Source organism: Streptomyces sp. MspMP-M5, assembly GCF_000373585.1.
GTDB lineage: Bacteria > Actinomycetota > Actinomycetes > Streptomycetales > Streptomycetaceae > Streptomyces.
In genome coordinates this window covers 22,516-40,575 of sequence record NZ_KB891885.1, presented here as the reverse complement: position 1 = coordinate 40,575, position 18,060 = coordinate 22,516, and the positions used below count along the sequence as shown (strand labels likewise).

The window sequence follows — 18,060 nt, the reverse complement described above, 5'->3', positions numbered from 1 at the left end:
CGGGGAGGTCGGAGGGGTTGGGGGAGGTGCTTTCCCCGGTCTTTGAGTCTTTACGTCGCGCCGGGCCGCGACGTGGCCCACCGGGTCGTGGGAACGTACGATCCGGTGGCGCCCGAGTGAGCCACCCACATGTGCGCATTGCGGCGGATTGCCCACGCGATGGCACCGGGCGCGCGTAGCGTGCCGGGGAATCGGGTTGTACCGGGCAACCAGCAAGCAGCGGTGGTGAGTTATGCCCCCTCGTAAGGACGCCGACCCCTCAGCCAGTGTCCCGTGCTTCTACGGCGCCGAGCTGCGCTTCCTACGGGAACAGGCCGGTCTCACGTTGGAACAGTTGGCGGAGGGCACGTATCGCGGCATCTCGCTCCTCAGCCAGATCGAGCGCGGTGAGCGCAGCATGCCGTTGGACCTGGCCCTCCACGTGGACGAGAAGCTCAACACGAACGGATTCTTCGAGCGCCGCTGTGAAGCGGTGGCGAAGGCCCGCCGGGCCGGTCACGCGGAGTACTTCGCGGACGCGCTGGAGATGGAGCAGCGCGCGGAGACCATCGAGGAGTGGGCGCCGTTGCTCGTACCGGGACTGCTTCAGACGCCGGACTACACACGGGCGGTTGTGCGGGCGGCTATGCCCCGTGCCTCGGCCGAAGAGGTTGAGGAAAAGGTGACGGCCAGGATGTCCCGGGCGGCGATCTTCGACGCGGAAACGCCCCCGAAGTTCTGGGTGATCCTGAGCGATTCGCTGGTTCGTCGGCCAGCTCTCCCGAACGAGCCGATGGCTGAACTGCTGGACCACATTGCGAAGGTGGTCAGGTCCACCCACTCGGTTCTGCAGTTCCTTCCGGAAGATGATGGTCTGGGGCCGTTCGCGATGGGGATGGCCAAGTTCATGACCTTCGAGGATGCGCCACCCGTGCTGTACGTGGAGAGCCTGCACAGCGGCCAACTCATCGACTATCCGCCGCTCGTGAAGCAGTACCGCGAGTCGTACGATCTGCTCAGGGCCGCCGCACTGTCGCCCGCGGCGTCTCTGTCCGTGATCGAGACAGCGGCAGGGGACTACCGAAATGGCAAGCAGAGCGCTCGACTTGAGTAACGCTTCGTGGCGTAAGAGCAGCTACAGCAACGGCACCGGTGGGGACTGTGTCGAGGTGGGCGAGGGCTTCCCTGGGGCAGCGACTTGGCGCAAGAGCAGCTACAGCAACGGCACCGGCGGCGAATGCATCGAGGTCGCCGACGGCCTCCCCGGCATCGTCCCCGTCCGGGACAGCAAGGATCCGCAGGGGCCTGCGCTGATCTTCTCCGCCGCTGGGTGGTCGTCGTTCGTGTCGGCCCTCAAGGGCGACGCCTAGAGTTCGTCGATCCCGGCGGCGGCGTACTTCCACGGCTTGGTTGTGCGATCGCGTGACGCTGATGCCCGGGTGACGACCTCGATGGCGAGGAGTACGTCCCTGCCCTGGAAACTCATCTGGTCCCGTCCGGTGACCGCTGCTGCCCGGATCACGCTCACGTCGGGCTCGGAGCCGTTGCGCCGGTCCAGGATGACGGTCATGTCGCGGCTGATCTTGAACTCGGCCGGTCGACTCGTGCGCAGGCCACTCATCAGCAGGTCTACGGCCGTGCAATGGAAGTTGGTCTGCGGGCTCGCGAAGACCAGGCTCCCGTCGATCAGTTCTGTGTGCCGTGGGAGATCCGGCAGGGTGAACAGGTCGTCCACCGTGTACCCGTCCACTGGGGGCCTCGGCCAGTGTCGTTCCATGGGTGGGATTCTTCGGCCTGCTCGTCCGCAGGGCGGCCGTATCCCCGCGGGTCATCACAACGGGTGACCGTCTCAGCGCGTGGCCGCCCAGGTAGCCGCCCCCCTCCTCGCCCGAAGCCCCCCGCCCCGCGCCGACTACGCTTGGAGGTCGACCGAGCCCCGACCCGGGGATGCACAGAGCAGGAGTGAGATGGCCGCCAACCTCGTCAATCTGGAAGCCGTCGACAAGGTGTACGGGACGCGTGCGCTGCTCGACGGTGTCTCCCTCGGGGTCAATGAGGGGGACCGGATCGGCGTCGTGGGTCGTAACGGCGACGGCAAGACCACGCTGATCCGGATTCTGGCCAAGCTGGAGTCCGCCGACACCGGCCGGGTCACGCACGCCGGTGACCTGCGGCTGGGCGTGCTGACCCAGCACGATTCGCTGGACCCGGCGGCGACCATCCGGCACGAGGTGATCGGTGATCTCGCCGACCACGAGTGGGCGGGGAACGCCAAGATCCGCGATGTGCTGACCGGGTTGTTCGGGGATCTGCACCTGCCGGGGTTCACGCAGGGGCTGGACACCGTCATCGGGCCGCTGTCCGGTGGTGAGCGGCGGCGGATCGCGCTGGCCAAGCTGCTGATCGCCGAGCAGGATCTGATCGTTCTCGATGAGCCGACCAACCACCTCGATGTGGAGGGGATCTCCTGGCTGGCGCGGCATCTGGCGGCGCGGCGGTCCGCGCTCGTCGTCGTCACCCACGACCGGTGGTTCCTGGACCAGGTCGCGACGCGGATGTGGGACGTGCAGCGCGGCACCGTCCACGAGTACGAGGGCGGGTACAGCGACTACGTCTTCGCGCGGGCCGAGCGGGAGCGGATCGCCGCCTCCGAGGAGGCCAAGCGGCAGAACCTGATGCGCAAGGAGCTGGCGTGGCTGCGGCGCGGGGCGCCGGCGCGCACCAGCAAGCCGCGGTTCCGGATCGAGGCGGCCAACGAGCTGATCGCGGATGTGCCGCCGCCGCGGGACACCGCAGAGCTGATGAAGTTCGCCAGCTCGCGGCTGGGCAAGACGGTCTTCGAGCTGGAGGGCGTGACCGTCCAGGCCGGGCCGAAGGTGTTGCTGAAGCATCTGACGTGGCAGTTGGGGCCGGGGGACCGGATCGGTCTGGTGGGCGTCAATGGGGCCGGCAAGACCTCGCTGCTGCGGACGCTGGAGGCGGCCGCCCGTAGCGGTGGCGAGCAGCAGCCGGCGGCCGGGAAGGTCGTGGTCGGCAAGACCGTCAAGCTGGCCTACCTCTCGCAGGAGGTCGCCGAGCTCAATCCGGCGCTGCGGGTGCTGGAGGCCGTCCAGCAGGTCCGCGACCGGGTCGACCTCGGCAAGGGCCGGGAGATGACGGCCGGGCAGCTGTGCGAGAAGTTCGGGTTCACGAAGGAGAAGCAGTGGACGCCGGTGGGGGACCTCTCCGGCGGTGAGCGGCGGCGGCTGCAGATCCTGCGGCTGCTGATGGACGAGCCGAATGTGCTGTTCCTGGACGAGCCGACGAACGATCTCGACATCGAGACGCTGACGCAGCTGGAGGATCTGCTCGACGGCTGGCCGGGGTCGATGATCGTCATCAGCCACGACCGGTACTTCGTCGAGCGGACGACGGACCGGGTCTTCGCGCTGCTCGGCGACGCCGCGCTGCGGATGCTGCCGCGTGGCCTGGACGAGTACCTGGAGCGGCGGCAGAAGGTGATCGAGGCGGCGACGCCGGCGCCCGCCCAGCCGGCTGCCGCCGCCCCGAAGAAGCCGGCCGCGGTGAACCGCGCCGCACAGAAGGAACTCCAGCGGATCGAGCGCCAGCTGGACAAGATCGGCGACAAGGAGTCGGCGCTGCACGCGCAGATGGCCGAGCACGCCACCGACTTCGAGAAGATCGCCGGCCTCGATGCCGAGCTGCGCGAACTGGGCGCCCAGCGCGAGGAGTTGGAGCTGCGGTGGCTGGAGCTGGCCGAGGACGCGTAGAGCCCGTCGGGTCGGTCGGAGCGGGGGCGGCAATCGGCCCCGAATGGCCTGGATTCCCGCGTTCCGGTGGTCTTCTCCTGCCTAGGGGGCGCGCATCGGCAGCCGAGCGTGTAGCTTCCCGGGGACACCTAGATGAGTGAGTCCGGAGTCCCGCCTGCCTCGCGGCGTCTGGCACGGCACCTCGCGGCGTTGCCGAAACGTCCCGATAGCTCCGCTATCAAGACGCTCCGGCGCCTTGCGATGCACCGCACCAGACGCCGCGAGGCCCGCCCTTCGGGCGGACGACGGGACTCCGGACTCACTCATCTAGCGGGGTAGGGGAGTGGAGGGGGTTCGCTCGATGGGCGTGCGGCTCATGGTCGTCGACGATCATCGTCTGCTCGCCGAGGCGCTGGCCTCGGCCCTGAAGCTGCGCGGGCACCGTGTGCTGGCGGCCGCCGCGCCCAGCGCCGGGGCGGCGGAGCTGGTGGTGAGCCGGGCGCCGGAGGTGTGCCTGCTGGGCACCTCGGGCCCGGCCGAGCCGGGGGCGTTCGACCCGGTCGCCCGGATCAAGAAGGAGCGGCCGCAGATCGCGGTGGTGGTGCTCGGGCCGGTGCCCAGCCCGCGCGGGATCGCCGCCGCCTTCGCCGCCGGGGCCTCCGGCTACGTCCGCAACGACGAGCGCATCGAGGGCGTCGAACGGGCGATGCTGAAGGCGCGGGCGGGTGAGGCGGCGGTCGCCCCGCAACTGCTCCAGCAGGCGTTCGGGGAGCTGCTGCACCCCGCCGCCCAGCCCGACGACGAGGGGGCGCGGCTGCTGCAACTGCTCACCCCGCGTGAAGTGGAGGTGCTGATCCGGGTCGCCGAGGGCGAGGACACCCGGGCGATCGCGGCGGGCATGGACATCGCCCCGAGCACCGCCCGCACCCACGTCCAGCGGGTGCTGATGAAGCTGGAGGTGGGCTCCCGGCTGGAGGCGGCCGCGCTGGCCGCCCGCACCGGCCTGCTGGAGCGCGTCCAGCGGTCTTAGGGCGTGTCCGATGGGGCATGGGCGTCCGGCGCCGTCGGCGGGACGGTGGGCCGCAGCTTCAGCCAGACCAGGAAGAACAGGCCGAGCGCGAGCATGCCCAGGCCCGTCCACAGGTTGATGTTGATGCCCTGGGCCTTGCGCAGGTCCGCGTCGGAGGCGGTGAGACCGGCGACGGTGACGATCACGCCGTAGACGGCGAACAGTCCGCCGATGACGCGCCGGATGTCGAAGAGCCGGGCGGCGGTGGCCGAGGAGCGCTCCAACTCGCTGACTTCTTCGTGCAGTTCGGACATGGCGGGGCCTCCGGTCAGGGCGGGTTCAGAGCGAGTAGGGCAGGTAGCACAGCGCGGCGAGGGCGACCGCGCCCCAGCCGAGCAGCGCGGGCTTGCGGTACCAGGCGTCGTCGCCCTCGGCGGGGGGCTCCGCGAGGTCCGGCGCGGCCGCCTCGCCGCCGGTGGCCCGGCGGGAGCGGGCGGACTCCCAGACCAGACCGGCGAGTTCGGCCTGCGGCTTGGGCTCGGTGAAGAGCGTGACGACGACCATCACCAGCGCGCCCGCGACGAAGCCGACGATCGCCGAGACGAAGTTGGCGCCCTGGTCGGTCGGGATGGAGATCACATGCTGCTTGTAGATCCAGAAGTAGTTGACCATCGCGGCGGTGGTGCCGGCGAGCAGGCCCCAGACACCGGACTTCATCGAGGCCCGCTTCCAGAACATGCCGATGACGAAGACCACGAACATCGGCACGTTGAAGAAGGAGAACAGGGTCTGGAGGTAGCCCATGATGTTGGAGAACGAGGAGGCGATGAACGCTGTACCGATCGAGGCGAGTACGCCGATCGCGGTGATGAGCCGGCCGAAGCGCAGGTAGTAGGCGTCGGGCCGGCCGCGCTTCACGTACTTGGCCCAGATGTCGTACGTGAAGACGGTGTTGAAGGACGAGACGTTGGCGGCCATGCCGGCCATGAAGGCGGCGAGCAGTCCGGTGACGGCGATGCCGAGCACGCCGTTGGGCAGCAGCTCCTGCATCAGGTAGGGGATCGCGTCGTTGTACTGCAGGCCGCCCGGGGCGCCGATCTTCGGGACGAGCACGGCGGCGACCAGGCCCGGGATCATCACCAGGAAGACGATGAACATCTTCGGGAAGGCGCCGATGAGCGGGGTGCGCTGGGCGGCGGAGAGGTTCTTCGCGGACAGCGCGCGCTGCACCTCGGCGAAGTTGGTGGTCCAGTAGCCGAAGGAGAGCACGAAGCCCAGGCCGAGGACGATGGTCAGCCAGTTGGCGCCCAGCGGGTTGGCCTGGCCGATGCCGGTGCCGCCCCAGGCCGTCAGGAAGTCGTGGCCGTGCGACGCCGTCAGCGAGTGGGACAGCCCGCTCCAGCCGCCGACCCGCTTGAGGCCGAGGACGGCCAGCGGGATCAGCGCGGCGAGGATGACGAAGAACTGCAGCACCTCGTTGTAGATCGCCGAGGAGAGCCCGCCGATGGTGATGTAGGCGAGGACGAAGAGCCCGGCGACGACGATGGCGACCCACTGCGGCCAGCCGAGCAGCGCCTCGACGACGATCGACAGGGCGTAGAGGTTCACCCCGGCGATCAGGACGGCGGCGAACGCGAACAGGGCCGAACTGAGCAGGTGGGCCGACCTGTCGAAGCGCTGGAGCAGGAACTCTGGTACGGAGCGGACCTTCGAGCGGTAGTAGAAGGGCATCATGACCAGGCCGAGGAAGACCATGGCCGGGATGGCGCCGATCCAGTACCAGTGGACGACCGCGACGCCGTACTGCGCGCCGGTCGCCGCCATGCCGAGGATCTCGGTGGCACCGAGGTTGGCGGCGACGAAGGCGAGGCCGGTGACCCAGGCGGGCAGCGACCGCCCGGAGAGGAAGAAGTCCAGGCTGGTGCGCACGCTGCGTCTGGCGGCGAAGCCGATGCCGAGGACGACGACGAAGTAGAGGGCGAGGATCGCGTAGTCGAGCCCGTTGGTCGGGAGGCGTAGCCCTTCGGCCAGAGTGATCATGGGCCCTCTTTTCGGGAGGTGCAGCCTTTTCGGGGAGCACAGCGGTGTGCGAAGCGAACGCACAAAAACGTACGCACGGTCGACCGAAAACTGAATAGTTTTGTTTGATTCAGTTGTTGGATCATGAGCGATGGTCGTCGGATGTGTCGGTGTTTTTCCGTTATGGACGTTCTGTGGGCCCGAGGTGGAGTCAATGAGGCGTGCACGGGCGCGCGTTGACGCCGCTGTTTGGTTGTGCTTCATTGTGTTTGTTTGTGTTCGTCTGGCGTGGCCGTCGTGTGCGTCCGGCGTGGCCGCCATGGTGAGGAGCTCCCCGGTGAAGAAGACGACGACCCGGCTCGCGGACGGCCGGGAGCTGATCTACTACGACGCGTCCGACGCCACCGACCGCACCGCCACCGACCCCCGGCCCCTCGACCCGGTCACCACCGCCGCCGAGATCCGCGCCGATCCCCTCCTCGGCGACACCGTCGCCATCGCCTCGCACCGCCAGGGCCGCACCTACCACCCGCCCGTCGACGAGTGCCCGCTGTGCCCCTCCCGCGACGGCCAGCACACCGAGATCCCCGCCGCCGACTACGACGTCGCCGTCTTCGAGAACCGCTTCCCCTCCCTGGCCGGCCCGCACGGCCGCTGCGAGGTGGTCTGCTTCACCCCCGACCACGACGCCTCGTTCGCCGACCTCACCGACGACCAGGCCGCCCTCGTCCTCGACGCCTGGACCGACCGCACCGCCGCCCTCTCCCGACTCCCCGGCGTCGCCCAGGTCTTCTGCTTCGAGAACCGCGGCGCCGAGATCGGCGTCACCCTCGGCCACCCGCACGGCCAGATCTACGCCTACCCCTTCGTCACCCCGCGCACCGAACGGATGCTGGCCTCCCTCGCCGCCCACCGCGAGCGGACCGGCCGCAACCTCTTCGACGACGTCGTCGCCCGCGAACGCGCCGACGGCCGCCGCGTCGTCCTCGACGGCGAGCACTGGACCGCCTTCGTCCCCTACGCCGCCCACTGGCCCTACGAGGTGCACCTCTACCCCAAGCGCCGGGTCCCCGACCTGCTCGCCCTCGACGGCCCCGCCCGCACCGAGTTCCCACAGATCTACCTGGAAGTCCTGCGCCGGTTCGACCGGCTCTTCGGCCCGGAAGCGCCCCCGACGCCGTACATCTCCGCCTGGCACCAGGCACCCGTACACGCCGCGGAACGCTCCGAGTTCGCGCTCCACCTCGAGCTTTTCACCGTCCGCAGGACTTCCGGCAAGCTGAAGTTCCTCGCGGGTTCCGAGTCCGGCATGAACGTGTTCATCAACGACGTGCCGCCGGAGACCGCGGCCGACCGACTCCGAGAGGCGGCGAGCAAGCCATGAGCAAGTACCTGGTGACGGGCGGGGCGGGCTACGTGGGCAGTGTGGTGGCCCAGCACCTGCTGACGGCCGGCCACACCGTCACGGTCCTGGACAACCTCTCCACCGGCTTCCGCGCCGCCGTCCCGGCCGGCGCCGACTTCATCGAGGGCGACATCCACGACGCCCACCGCTGGCTGGACCGCTCCTACGACGCCGTCCTCCACTTCGCCGCGTACTCCCAGGTCGGCGAGTCCGTCGTCAAGCCCGAGAAGTACTGGCACAACAACGTCGGCGGCAGCATGGCGCTGCTCGCCGCGATGCGCACCGCGGGCGTGCGCACCCTCGTCTTCTCCTCCACCGCCGCCACCTACGGCGAACCCGTCGGCACCCCGATCACCGAGACCGACCCGACCGCCCCCACCTCCCCCTACGGCGCGAGCAAGCTCGCCGTCGACCACATGATCAGCGGCGAGGCGGCCGCCCACGGGCTCGCTGCCGTGTCGCTTCGATACTTCAACGTCGCGGGCGCGTATGGAAGTTATGGCGAACGCCACGACCCCGAGTCGCACCTGATCCCGCTCGTCCTCCAGGTCGCCCAGGGCCGCCGCGAGGCCATCTCCGTCTACGGCGACGACTACCCCACCCCCGACGGCACCTGCGTCCGCGACTACCTCCACGTCGCCGACCTCGCCGAGGCCCATCTGCTGGCCCTGAAGGCCGCGCGGCCCGGCGAACACCTCATCTGCAACCTCGGCAACGGCAACGGCTTCTCGGTCCGCGAGGTCATCGAGACCGCCCGCAAGGTCACCGGCCACCCCATCCCCGAGATCGCCGCCCCCCGCCGCCCCGGCGACCCCGCCGTCCTCGTCGCCTCCGCCCGCACCGCCACCACCCGCCTCGGCTGGCGCCCCACCCGCCCCGACCTCACCGAAATCATCACCGACGCCTGGCAGTTCGCGAACGCGGGCACCTCCAGCCAGGCCGACAAATCCAGCCCGGCTAAATCCAGCCCGTCCGGCGTTTGAGGACCGGGGTCCGGGGCGGAGCCCCGGCACACAGCACGAGGAACCCACGTGACAGACACGAAGCACGGCGCAGCCCACACCGCGACGGCCTTCCACGCCGTGTACGGGACGCGGCCCACCGGAATCTGGGCCGCCCCCGGCCGCGTCAACCTCATCGGTGAACACACCGACTACAACGACGGCTTCGTGATGCCACTGGCCCTCCCGCACACCACCCTCGCCGCCGCCGCACCCCGCACCGACGGCGTACTGCGGCTGCACTCCGCCGGCGCCGACGGCGGCATCGTCGAACTGCGCCTCGACGACCTCCGCCCGCCGGCCGCCGCCGGCGGCGACTGGGCCGCCTACCCCGCGGGCGTGGCCTGGGCGATGCGGGAGGCCGGCCTGCCCGTCGGCGGCGCCGACCTGCACTACACCAGCACCGTCCCGCTCGGCGCCGGCCTCTCCTCCTCCGCCGCCCTGGAGGTCGCCACCGCCCTCGCCCTCGACGACCTGTACGGCCTCGGCCTGCCCCGCGACGAACTGGCCCGGCTCGCGCAGCGCGCCGAGAACGCCTTCGTCGGCGTGCCCTGCGGAATCATGGACCAGACCGCCGCCGCCTGCTGCACCGCCGGCCACGCCCTCTTCCTCGACACCCGCGACCTCACCCGCCGCCACGTCCCGTTCGACCTGGCCGCCGCGGGCCTGTGCCTCCTCGTCGTCGACACCCGCGTCCGGCACCGCCTCGGCGACGGCGCGTATGCCGAGCGGCGCGCCGGATGCGAACGCGGCGCGCGGGCGCTCGGCGTGCACGCGCTGCGCGACATTCCGCACGCGCATCTGTCCGCGGCCCTCGACGAACTCGCCGGCGACCCCGTCGTCCAGGCGCTGGTGCGCCACATCGTCACCGAGAACCACCGCGTGGAACAGGTCGTCGCCCATCTCGAAGCCGGTCGCCCCCGCGCCATCGGCCCCGTGCTCACCGCCGGACACGCCTCCCTCCGCGACGACTTCAGGATCTCCTGCCCCGAACTCGACCTCGCCGTCGACACCGCCCGCGCCGCCGGGGCCCTCGGCGCCCGGATGACCGGCGGCGGCTTCGGCGGCTCCGCCCTCGTCCTCGTCGAGGAGGCCGCGGCACCGGACGTCACCGACGCCCTGCACACCGCCTTCGCCACCGCCGGCCACACCGCCCCGCGGATCTTCCCCGCCGTGCCCGGCCCCGGCGCCCACCGCCTCGACGCCTAGCGCCCGCGACCCCGCCCCGCCACTTTCGTCAACCGCCCTCCCGTCCCGCCCCCCCGTCCGTACGCTGTCACCAGTGCCGGTGGGGGCCGGCGCCGATCAGGGGGCGAGACCGTGCCGGTGCCGCGCCCCGGGCGGGTGGCCAGGTCCGCGGCGGCGGCCGCGCGGCGGAGGCGATCTTCAATCCGGGCGCCGTGCCCGCTATGGTCCGTTCACCGAGACAGGGGGTCTCTGTGCAACGAATCCGGGTTCTGGTGGTCGACGACCACCGCATCTTCGCCGAATCCCTGGCGGCCGCACTGGCCGCGGAGGTGGACGTGGACGTCGCCGCGGCGGGCAGCGCCCCGGCGGCGCTGCGCACACTCGACCGGGCCGGCGCCGACGGCCGCCGCTTCGATGTCGTGCTCGTCGACGCCGACCTGGCCGCACCACTGCTCGCGGTGCCGCCCCAGGGCTCCGCCCGCGACGGCACCGCGCGCGACGGCACCGTCCGCGAGAGCCCGCCCCGCGGCGGCCCACTGGACGGCATCGCACTCGTCCTCGGTCTGCGCACCAGCCACCCGTACCTGCGGACCGTGGTCCTCGCCGACCGCGACGACCCGCGCCGGGCCGCCGCCGCCCTCCAGGCGGGCGCCTCCGGCTGGGTCGCCAAGGACTCCTCGCTCTCCCGGCTCCTGGCCGTCGTCCGCGGCGTCCTGCGCGACGAGACACACCTGCCGCCCGCCCTCCTCACCGGCGTCCTGCGGGAGCTGACCGCGGCCCGCAGGCACCGCACCGAGAGCGAACGGCTGGTGGAGTCCCTGACCCCGCGCGAACGCGAGGTACTGCGCTGCATGGTCGCCGGCCTGGGCCGCAAGGCCGTCGCCGAACGGCTCTTCCTCTCCCCGCACACCGTCCGCACCCACATGCAGAACGTGCTGGGCAAGCTCGGCGTGCACTCCACCCTCGCCGCGGTCGCCCTGGCCCGCCGGGCCGGCGTCGGCCCCGCCGAACTCGAACCGGCCGCGGCGGGCCCCCTCACCGTGCCCTGACCCCGCACCCACCCCGAGGACGGCCCGAACGGCCCGGACGCATCACCCCGCGGCGCCCCCACCGCCCCCCGGTCCCGGCCCGGTCAGCACGGCCACGCCCCGGGCGGCCAGCCCCACCCGCGTCATCGCCGCCGCCCGGGGCAGCAGCGCGTTCGCCATCGGCTCCGGCAGCGCCACCTCCACCGCCCGGCTCCCGTGGTTCAGCAGGAACAGATACCGGCCCGCGGCGCCCTCCCGCACCGCCGCCTGCACCCCCGCCGGCAGCCCCGGCAGCACCGGCGCCACCCCCGCCGCCGCCCGCACCTCGTCCAACAGTGCCCGCAGCAGCGCCGGTTCGAGCCGGGTCCCCACGTACCAGGCCGTGCCCCGCCCGCAGCCGTGCCGGGTCACCGCGGGCCGCCCCGCCAACTCCCCGTCCAGGAACCGCGCCACCACCTCCGCGCCGGCCGGCACGATCTCCTCCGACCACAGATCCGCCCGCCCCGCATACGCCCCGCCCCCCACCGCCACCGACGCGCCCTCCGCCAGCGGCCAGAACTCCGCCACCCGCAGCCCCAAAAGCTCCCGCAGCGGCCCCGGACAGCCCCCCGGATGCACCCGGTCGTGCGCGTCGACGATCCCCGAGAAGAACGACACCACCAGATGCCCGCCGTCCCGGACGTACGCCGCCAGCCGCGCCGCGTCCCCGGCCGTCAGCAGATACAGGTTCGGCACCACCACCATCCGGTACCCCGACAACTCCCGCCCCGGCGGCACCACGTCGCACGCCACCCCCGCCTCGAACAGCGGCCGGTAGTGCTCCAGCGCCGTCCGGGAATGGTCCAGCGCGGTGGACGGTTTGGAGTCCAGCTCCAGCGCCCACCAGCTCTGCCAGTCCGCCAGCAGCGCCACCGACGCCCGCGACCGGGCCCCCTCGATCCCCGGCACCGCCGCCAACTCCCGGCCCAGCTCGCACACTTCACGGAAGATCCGGGTGTCCGTCCCGCCGTGCGGCACCATCGCCGAGTGGAACTTCTCCGCCCCGCCCAGCGACTGCCGCCACTGGAAGAACAGCACCGCGTCCGCGCCCTGCGCCACCGCCTGCCAGCTCCACAACCGCATCGCCCCCGGCGGCTTGGGGCCGTTGCGGGGCCGCCAGTTGACCGCCCCCGCCGCCTGCTCCAGCAGCAGCCACGGCTGCCCGCTCCGCGCCGACCGCATCAGGTCGAAGACATAGCCCGCCCGGACATGGTCGTCCGCCACGTGCGGGTCCTGGTAGAAGTCCAGCGCCATCACGTCCATCGACGGCGCCCAGCCGAACGCGTCCACCGGCTTGTGCTGCGGCATCAGGTTGGTCGTCACCGGCACCCCAGGCGTCAGCCGCGCCAGCACCGCCCGTTCGGCCAGATAGCACTCCCGCAGCGCATGGTCACCGAACCGCAGGAAGTCCAGCTGCTGCGCCGGATTGGCGAACGTCGGCGCCGTCCGCGGCGGCAGCACCTCCGCGAAGTCCCCGTACGCCTGCGACCAGAACGACGTCGACCAGGCGTCGTTGAGCGCCGCCACGCTCCCGTAGCGCTCCCGCAGCCACCGCCGGAAGTCCTCCGCCGACACCTCGCAGAAGCACTGCCGGGTGTGGCACCCGAACTCGTTGCCGACATGCCACATGGCCAGCGCCGGGTGGTCCGCGTACCGGGCCGCCAGGCGCTCCACCAGCCGCACCGCGTACGCCCGGAACACCGGGCTGGACGGGCAGAAGTGCTGCCGGGCCCCCGGCCAGCGCCGCCGCCCGTCCGGCCCCTCCGGCAGGACCTCCGGGTGCGCGTGGGTCAGCCACGGCGGCGGCGACGCGGTCATCGTCGCCACGCACACCTCGATCCCCGCGCCCGCCAGCCCGTCCAGCACCCGGTCGAACCACCCGAAGTCCCATTCCCCCGGCCGGGGTTCGACCTTCGCCCAGGAGAAGATCCCGGCCGTGACCATGGTGACGCGGGCCGCCCTCATCAGCGCAAGGTCCTCGGCCCACACCTCCTCCGGCCACTGCTCGGGGTTGTAGTCGCCGCCGAATCGGATGCCCATCGGACCTCCTGGCTCGCATACCGGATTCCGGCACCGCGCGGCCCCGGAGCGCACCGCGGCGCCACGTCACGGGCACCGCCCCCGCACCCGACCGCTCCCGGAGCGCCGCCCCCCACAGGTCTGCCTCACGAGGAGTTCTTGTACACACTCCACCCGCCGTCGACCACCAGGCTCGCCCCCGTCACATACGACGCCTCACCCGACAGCAGGAACGCGATGGCGGCCGCCACCTCCTCGGGCCGGCCCAGCCGCCGGGCCGCGGTCTCCGCCGCGCTGGCCCGCCGTCCCTCCTCGTCGACGCCGTCCCACGCGGCGGTCAGCACCGGCCCCGGCAGCACGCAGTTCACCCGCACCTGCGGCCCGTACTCCACCGCCAACTGCCGCCCCAGCCCGGTCAGTCCGGCCTTCGACGCGGCATACGCCGGCCGCCCCGGCAGCCCCACCAGCGCGTGCACCGACGACGTCAGCACCACCGCGCCCCCGCGCGTCCGAAGATCCGGCAGGGCCGCCTTCACGCCCAGGAACGCGCCGGTCAGATTCACCGCCAGCTGCCGGTCCCACTCCGCCGGCGACGTCTGGTCGGCCGGCGCCACATGCGGCAGATAGGCGTTGCTGACCAGCCCGTCCACCGGCCCGTACCGGCCGTGCGCGGCCGCCACGGCCCGCCGCCAGTCGTCCTCGCCGGCCACGTCGCAGTGCTCGTACGAGGCCCGCCCGCCGGCCGCGCGGATACGCCGCGCGGTGCGCTCCCCGCGGTCGTCGTCGACGTCCAGCAGCAGCACCGCGGCTCCCTCGGCCGCCAGCCGGTCCGCGGTGGCCGCGCCGATGCCCCCGGCCGCCCCGGTGACCAGCACCGTCTGCCCCGCGAACCGCCGTCTGCGCCTGCCGCCGCCGTAGTACGGACCTCCGGGCGCCGAGTCCGTCCCCTCCTGGCTCATGCAGTGATCCAAGCCCACCGCGGGGCACTCCGGCAAGAGCACCCAAAACGACGCCGAACCGTGGGCCTAACCCGGCACGTTGTCAAACGGTCCGGTCAACCGACGGAGCAGACCGGCCAATTCGTGGCGCTGCTGCCGCGACAGCTCGGCCAGGATGGCCCGTTCCTGCGTCAGCAGTCCGGCCAGCGACTCGTCGGCCTTGTCACGGCCCTTGGCGGTCAGCCGGACCAGCACCCCGCGCCGGTCGCTGGGGTCCGGCAGCCGCTCCACCAACTCCTTCTTGGCGAGCCGGTCGATGCGGTTGGTCATCGTGCCGGAGGTGACCAGCGTCTGGGTGAGCAGTGCGCCGGGGGAGAGCTGGTAGGGCGCGCCGGCGCGCCGCAGGGCGGTCAGTACGTCGAATTCCCAGGGTTCCAGGCCCACCTCGGAGAACGCGAGACGGCGGGCCCGGTCGAGGTGCCTGGCCAGCCGGGAGACGCGGCTGAGGACCTCAAGCGGCTCCACGTCGAGGTCCGGGCGCTCGCGGCGCCATGCTGCGACCAGTCGATCGACCTCGTCCTCCATGGCGATCAGTGTAAAGGGTCTGTCGACATAAAGTCTCTTGATGACAAGTATCTCGACGTCGAGATATATTTTCCTGGACTACTGGGCATCGTGGCCGCGAGCCCGGAATCCCTCGGAGTTGGCCAGAACTCGACCGAGCGGAGTCCGGCGCGACCCTCTACTGAAGTGTCGACCCTGCACCGGCAAAGGGGTTACCGAACATGCACGACGCACCGACCTGGGATCCGCAGCAGTACCTCCACCACTCGGCCCACCGCACCCGCCCCTTCCACGACCTCCTCGCCCGGATACCGCAACTCCCCCGCCCCGGCCGCCCCGCCCGCATTGCCGACCTCGGCTGCGGCCCCGGCAACGTCACCGCCCAGCTCGCCGACCGCTGGCCGGACGCCCACATCACCGGCTTCGACAACTCCCCCGAGATGCTCAAGGAGGCCGAGTCCTACGCCGGCCCCACCCCCGGCGGCGGCCACCTCGACTTCGCCCCCGCCGACGCCGCCACCTGGACCCCCGAAGAGCCCTTCGACCTGATCGTCTCCAACGCCGCCCTGCAATGGGTCCCCAACCACCCGGACTCCTTCGCCCGCTGGATCGACGCCCTCACCCCCGGCGGCGTCCTCGCCTTCCAGGTCCCCGGCAACTTCACCTCGCCCAGCCACGCCCTCCTCGGCGAACTGTGCGACGCCCCCCACTGGCGCCACCGCCTCGACGACCACGGCCGCCGCTTCGTCCACATCCTCGAACCCGCCGGCTACCTGGCCCGCCTCACCGACCTCGGCTGCACCACCGACGCATGGGAGACCACCTACGTGCAACTGCTCCAGGGCGACGACCCCGTCCTCGACTGGGTCAAGGGCACGGCCCTCCGCCCCGTCCTCACCGCCCTCGAAGACGACCCGGACGCCCGCGACGCCTTCCTCGCCGAATACCGCGACGCCCTCCGCCGCGCCTACCCGACCGGCCGCCACGGCACCGTCTTCCCGTTCCGCCGCATCTTCGCGGTAGCCCAGAAACCCACCGGCGGCCCCGCCGCCTGACCGGGCGCTCCGCGACGAGCACCGGCCTCGACCACATCCAGCTCGCCGCCGGCCTGGGGAGGCAGGAGAAGGCTGCTGGTTCGAGGCCGGCGCGGCCCAGCGCGCCCGCCCGGCAGAACAGACCCAGCTCAGCTCTTGCGGTGCCCTATCAGCCTCGGCTTCGGCTCCAGGTTGCCCAGGCCGTGCCACGCGAGGTTCACCAGATGCGCCGCCACCTCCGCCTTCTTCGGCTTGCGGGTGTCGACCCACCACTGGCCCGTCAGCGCCACCATCCCGACCAGCGCCTGGGCATACAGCGGCGCCAGCTTTGGATCAAAGCCGCGCGCCTTGAACTCCAGCCCCAGGATGTCCTCCACCTGCGTGGCGATATCGCTGATCAGCGACGCGAAGGTGCCCGTCGACTGGGCGACGGGAGAGTCCCGGACCAAGATCCGGAAACCGTCCGTGAACGTCTCGATGTAGTCGAGCAGCGCGAACGCCGCCTGCTCCAGCAGCTCCCGCGGATGCCCCGCGGTCAGCGCACCGGTCACCATGTCCAGCAGCTGCCGCATCTCGCGGTCCACGACCACCGCGTACAGCCCCTCCTTGCCGCCGAAGTGCTCGTACACCACCGGCTTGGAGACCCCGGCCTTCGCCGCGATCTCCTCCACCGACGTGCCCTCGTACCCCCGCTCGGCGAAGAGCGTGCGGCCGATGTCCAGCAACTGCTCACGGCGCTCCGCGCCCGTCATCCGCACCCGGCGGGTCCGCCGGCCCCCCGAAGAAGCGGACCCCGAGGCAGCCGCCCTTGAGGCAGCAGTCCTTGAAGACGCGGAGGACTTTCCCTTGCTGCCGTTGTTCGCACTGCTGTCGATCGCCACCCGTCAATCATGCCCCCACCGGGGACTTCTCCTCCCCATCGGTGCCGCCGCTGCGCCGGGAGTCCAGCCGCGAGGCGTTCGGCCACCGCACGTCGTGCGCCCAGCCCGCCAGCTCGAACCAGCGGATCAGCCGCGCACTGGAATCCACCTGCCCCTTCAGCACCCCGTGCCGGGCACACGTCGGGTCGGCGTGGTGCAGGTTGTGCCAGGACTCGCCGCAGGAGAGCACCGCCAGCCACCAGACGTTCCCGGAACGGTCCCGGGACTTGAACGGGCGCTTGCCCACCGCGTGGCAGATGGAGTTGATCGACCACGTCACGTGATGCAGCAGCGCCACCCGCACCAGCGAACCCCAGAAGAACGCCGTCAGCGCCCCCTGCCACGACCACGTCACCAGCCCGCCCACCAGCGGCGGGATCAGCAGCGAGACGACCGTCCAGAGCACGAACTGCCGGGAGATCCGCCGGATCGCCGCATCCTTGATCAGATCGGGCGCGTACCTGTGCTGCGGCGTCTGCTCCTCGTCGAACATCCAGCCGATGTGCGCCCACCACAGGCCCTTCAACAGCGCCGGAACCGTCTCGCCGTACCGCCACGGCGAATGCGGATCACCCTCCGCGTCGGAGAACTTGTGATGCTTGCGGTGATCGGCCACCCACCGCACCAGCGGCCCCTCGACCGCCAGCGAACCCATGATCGCCAGCGCGACCCGCAGCGGCCGCTTGGCCTTGAACGCACCATGCGTGAAGTAACGGTGGTAACCGATCGTGATGCCGTGACAGCCGATGAAATACATCACCGTCAGCAGCCCCAGATCCAGCCAGCTCACCCCCCAGCCCCACGCCAGCGGCACCGCCGCGACCAAAGCCAGAAACGGCACGGTGATGAACAACACCAGGGTGATCTGTTCCAGAGATCTGCGCTGCTCGCCACCCAGCGTCGCGGACGGCAGAGCGGAAGCGGCAGAAGAACCTGCGGACGCATCGAGCGGCATCGTCGACTCTTCCACGGCATTGCGGCCAGGGGTCATGTGGTGTCCCTCGTCGGGGGCTCGGGGGCACGGCTACGGACTTACGAGACCGTAACCTACGGTCTCGTAAGTATGGCAGCGACGCCGCTCCGAGCAAGGCCGTGACAGGCCCCCGCCCACCCCGCCCCGCGCCCCCGCCCCCCGCCGCCCACCCTGTGGACGGTGTGACCCCCCGCT

At 71.5% G+C, this 18,060-nt stretch carries 16 protein-coding genes and 1 pseudogene; 9 read left to right on the top strand and 8 right to left on the bottom strand.

Annotated elements, in window-relative coordinates; genetic code table 11:
- The first annotated feature begins 232 nt into the window (after window positions 1-232).
- Both B073_RS0113175 and B073_RS0113170 read left to right on the top strand, forming a co-directional pair.
- Window positions 233-1,093 carry a helix-turn-helix domain-containing protein gene (locus tag B073_RS0113175; RefSeq protein WP_018538565.1) on the top strand — a complete coding sequence of 287 codons (861 nt, stop codon included), beginning with the start codon at window positions 233-235 and terminating at the stop codon, window positions 1,091-1,093.
- Complete coding sequence (locus B073_RS0113170; RefSeq protein ID WP_078508005.1) at window positions 1,065-1,349, top strand: DUF397 domain-containing protein; 285 nt, start codon at window positions 1,065-1,067, stop codon at window positions 1,347-1,349. The genes B073_RS0113175 and B073_RS0113170 overlap by 29 nt, the downstream gene beginning before the upstream one ends.
- An 8-nt stretch (window positions 1,350-1,357) precedes the next feature.
- On the opposite strand, the pseudogene B073_RS39935 reads toward B073_RS0113170, so the two are convergent.
- Window positions 1,358-1,756, bottom strand: a pseudogene (locus tag B073_RS39935) (Uma2 family endonuclease); the annotation flags it as partial.
- A gap of 190 nt (window positions 1,757-1,946) precedes the next feature.
- On the opposite strand from B073_RS39935, the gene B073_RS0113160 reads away from it, so the two are divergent.
- Window positions 1,947-3,749, top strand: a complete 1,803-nt coding sequence (locus B073_RS0113160; protein ID WP_018538562.1) for an ABC-F family ATP-binding cassette domain-containing protein — start codon at window positions 1,947-1,949, stop codon at window positions 3,747-3,749.
- Between the two features lie 340 nt (window positions 3,750-4,089).
- Window positions 4,090-4,758, top strand: coding sequence for a response regulator transcription factor (locus B073_RS0113155; RefSeq protein WP_018538561.1), 669 nt, complete (start codon window positions 4,090-4,092; stop codon window positions 4,756-4,758).
- Here the strand turns inward: B073_RS0113155 and B073_RS0113150 are convergent.
- Both B073_RS0113150 and B073_RS0113145 read right to left on the bottom strand, forming a co-directional pair.
- Complete coding sequence (locus B073_RS0113150; RefSeq protein ID WP_018538560.1) at window positions 4,755-5,051, bottom strand: hypothetical protein; 297 nt, start codon at window positions 5,049-5,051, stop codon at window positions 4,755-4,757. The two genes, B073_RS0113155 and B073_RS0113150, sit on opposite strands and share 4 nt — an antisense overlap.
- A 25-nt stretch (window positions 5,052-5,076) precedes the next feature.
- Window positions 5,077-6,777: a sodium:solute symporter family protein gene (locus tag B073_RS0113145; protein ID WP_018538559.1), complete on the bottom strand. Its 1,701-nt coding sequence runs from the start codon at window positions 6,775-6,777 to the stop codon at window positions 5,077-5,079.
- A gap of 316 nt (window positions 6,778-7,093) precedes the next feature.
- On the opposite strand from B073_RS0113145, the gene galT reads away from it, so the two are divergent.
- The 4 genes from galT to B073_RS0113125 all read left to right on the top strand — a co-directional run bounded on the left by galT (window position 7,094) and on the right by B073_RS0113125 (window position 11,399).
- The gene (gene galT / locus B073_RS0113140) at window positions 7,094-8,140 is read left to right on the top strand and encodes a galactose-1-phosphate uridylyltransferase (protein ID WP_018538558.1); all 1,047 of its coding nucleotides are present in this window, start codon (window positions 7,094-7,096) and stop codon (window positions 8,138-8,140) included.
- Window positions 8,137-9,144 carry a UDP-glucose 4-epimerase GalE gene (gene galE / locus B073_RS0113135; RefSeq protein ID WP_018538557.1) on the top strand — a complete coding sequence of 336 codons (1,008 nt, stop codon included), beginning with the start codon at window positions 8,137-8,139 and terminating at the stop codon, window positions 9,142-9,144. The genes galT and galE overlap by 4 nt, the downstream gene beginning before the upstream one ends.
- A gap of 48 nt (window positions 9,145-9,192) precedes the next feature.
- Window positions 9,193-10,371, top strand: coding sequence for a galactokinase (gene galK / locus B073_RS0113130; RefSeq protein ID WP_018538556.1), 1,179 nt, complete (start codon window positions 9,193-9,195; stop codon window positions 10,369-10,371).
- Between the two features lie 230 nt (window positions 10,372-10,601).
- Window positions 10,602-11,399, top strand: coding sequence for a response regulator transcription factor (locus B073_RS0113125; RefSeq protein ID WP_026247334.1), 798 nt, complete (start codon window positions 10,602-10,604; stop codon window positions 11,397-11,399).
- A gap of 42 nt (window positions 11,400-11,441) precedes the next feature.
- On the opposite strand, the gene B073_RS0113120 is transcribed toward B073_RS0113125, so the two are convergent.
- The 3 genes from B073_RS0113120 to B073_RS0113110 form a co-directional block, all read right to left on the bottom strand.
- Entirely contained in the window at window positions 11,442-13,457 is a 2,016-nt protein-coding gene (locus B073_RS0113120; RefSeq protein ID WP_018538554.1) for a beta-galactosidase, read from the bottom strand.
- 125 nt (window positions 13,458-13,582) lie between these two features.
- Window positions 13,583-14,395: an SDR family NAD(P)-dependent oxidoreductase gene (locus B073_RS0113115; protein WP_018538553.1), complete on the bottom strand. Its 813-nt coding sequence runs from the start codon at window positions 14,393-14,395 to the stop codon at window positions 13,583-13,585.
- Window positions 14,396-14,461: 66 nt separating this feature from the next.
- The gene (locus B073_RS0113110) at window positions 14,462-14,959 is read right to left on the bottom strand and encodes a MarR family winged helix-turn-helix transcriptional regulator (protein WP_016573281.1); all 498 of its coding nucleotides are present in this window, start codon (window positions 14,957-14,959) and stop codon (window positions 14,462-14,464) included.
- Between the two features lie 200 nt (window positions 14,960-15,159).
- Between B073_RS0113110 and B073_RS0113105 the strand changes: the two genes are divergently transcribed.
- Window positions 15,160-15,993, top strand: a complete 834-nt coding sequence (locus tag B073_RS0113105) for a trans-aconitate 2-methyltransferase (RefSeq protein WP_018538552.1) — start codon at window positions 15,160-15,162, stop codon at window positions 15,991-15,993.
- 128 nt (window positions 15,994-16,121) lie between these two features.
- On the opposite strand, the gene B073_RS0113100 is transcribed toward B073_RS0113105, so the two are convergent.
- Together B073_RS0113100 and B073_RS0113095 are read right to left on the bottom strand one after the other, a co-directional pair.
- Window positions 16,122-16,724, bottom strand: coding sequence for a TetR/AcrR family transcriptional regulator (locus B073_RS0113100; protein WP_018538551.1), 603 nt, complete (start codon window positions 16,722-16,724; stop codon window positions 16,122-16,124).
- Window positions 16,725-16,860: 136 nt separating this feature from the next.
- Window positions 16,861-17,847 (bottom strand): acyl-CoA desaturase, encoded by a 987-nt coding sequence (locus B073_RS0113095; RefSeq protein WP_051093999.1) that lies wholly within the window; start codon window positions 17,845-17,847, stop codon window positions 16,861-16,863.
- Between the last annotated feature and the right edge of the window lie 213 nt (window positions 17,848-18,060).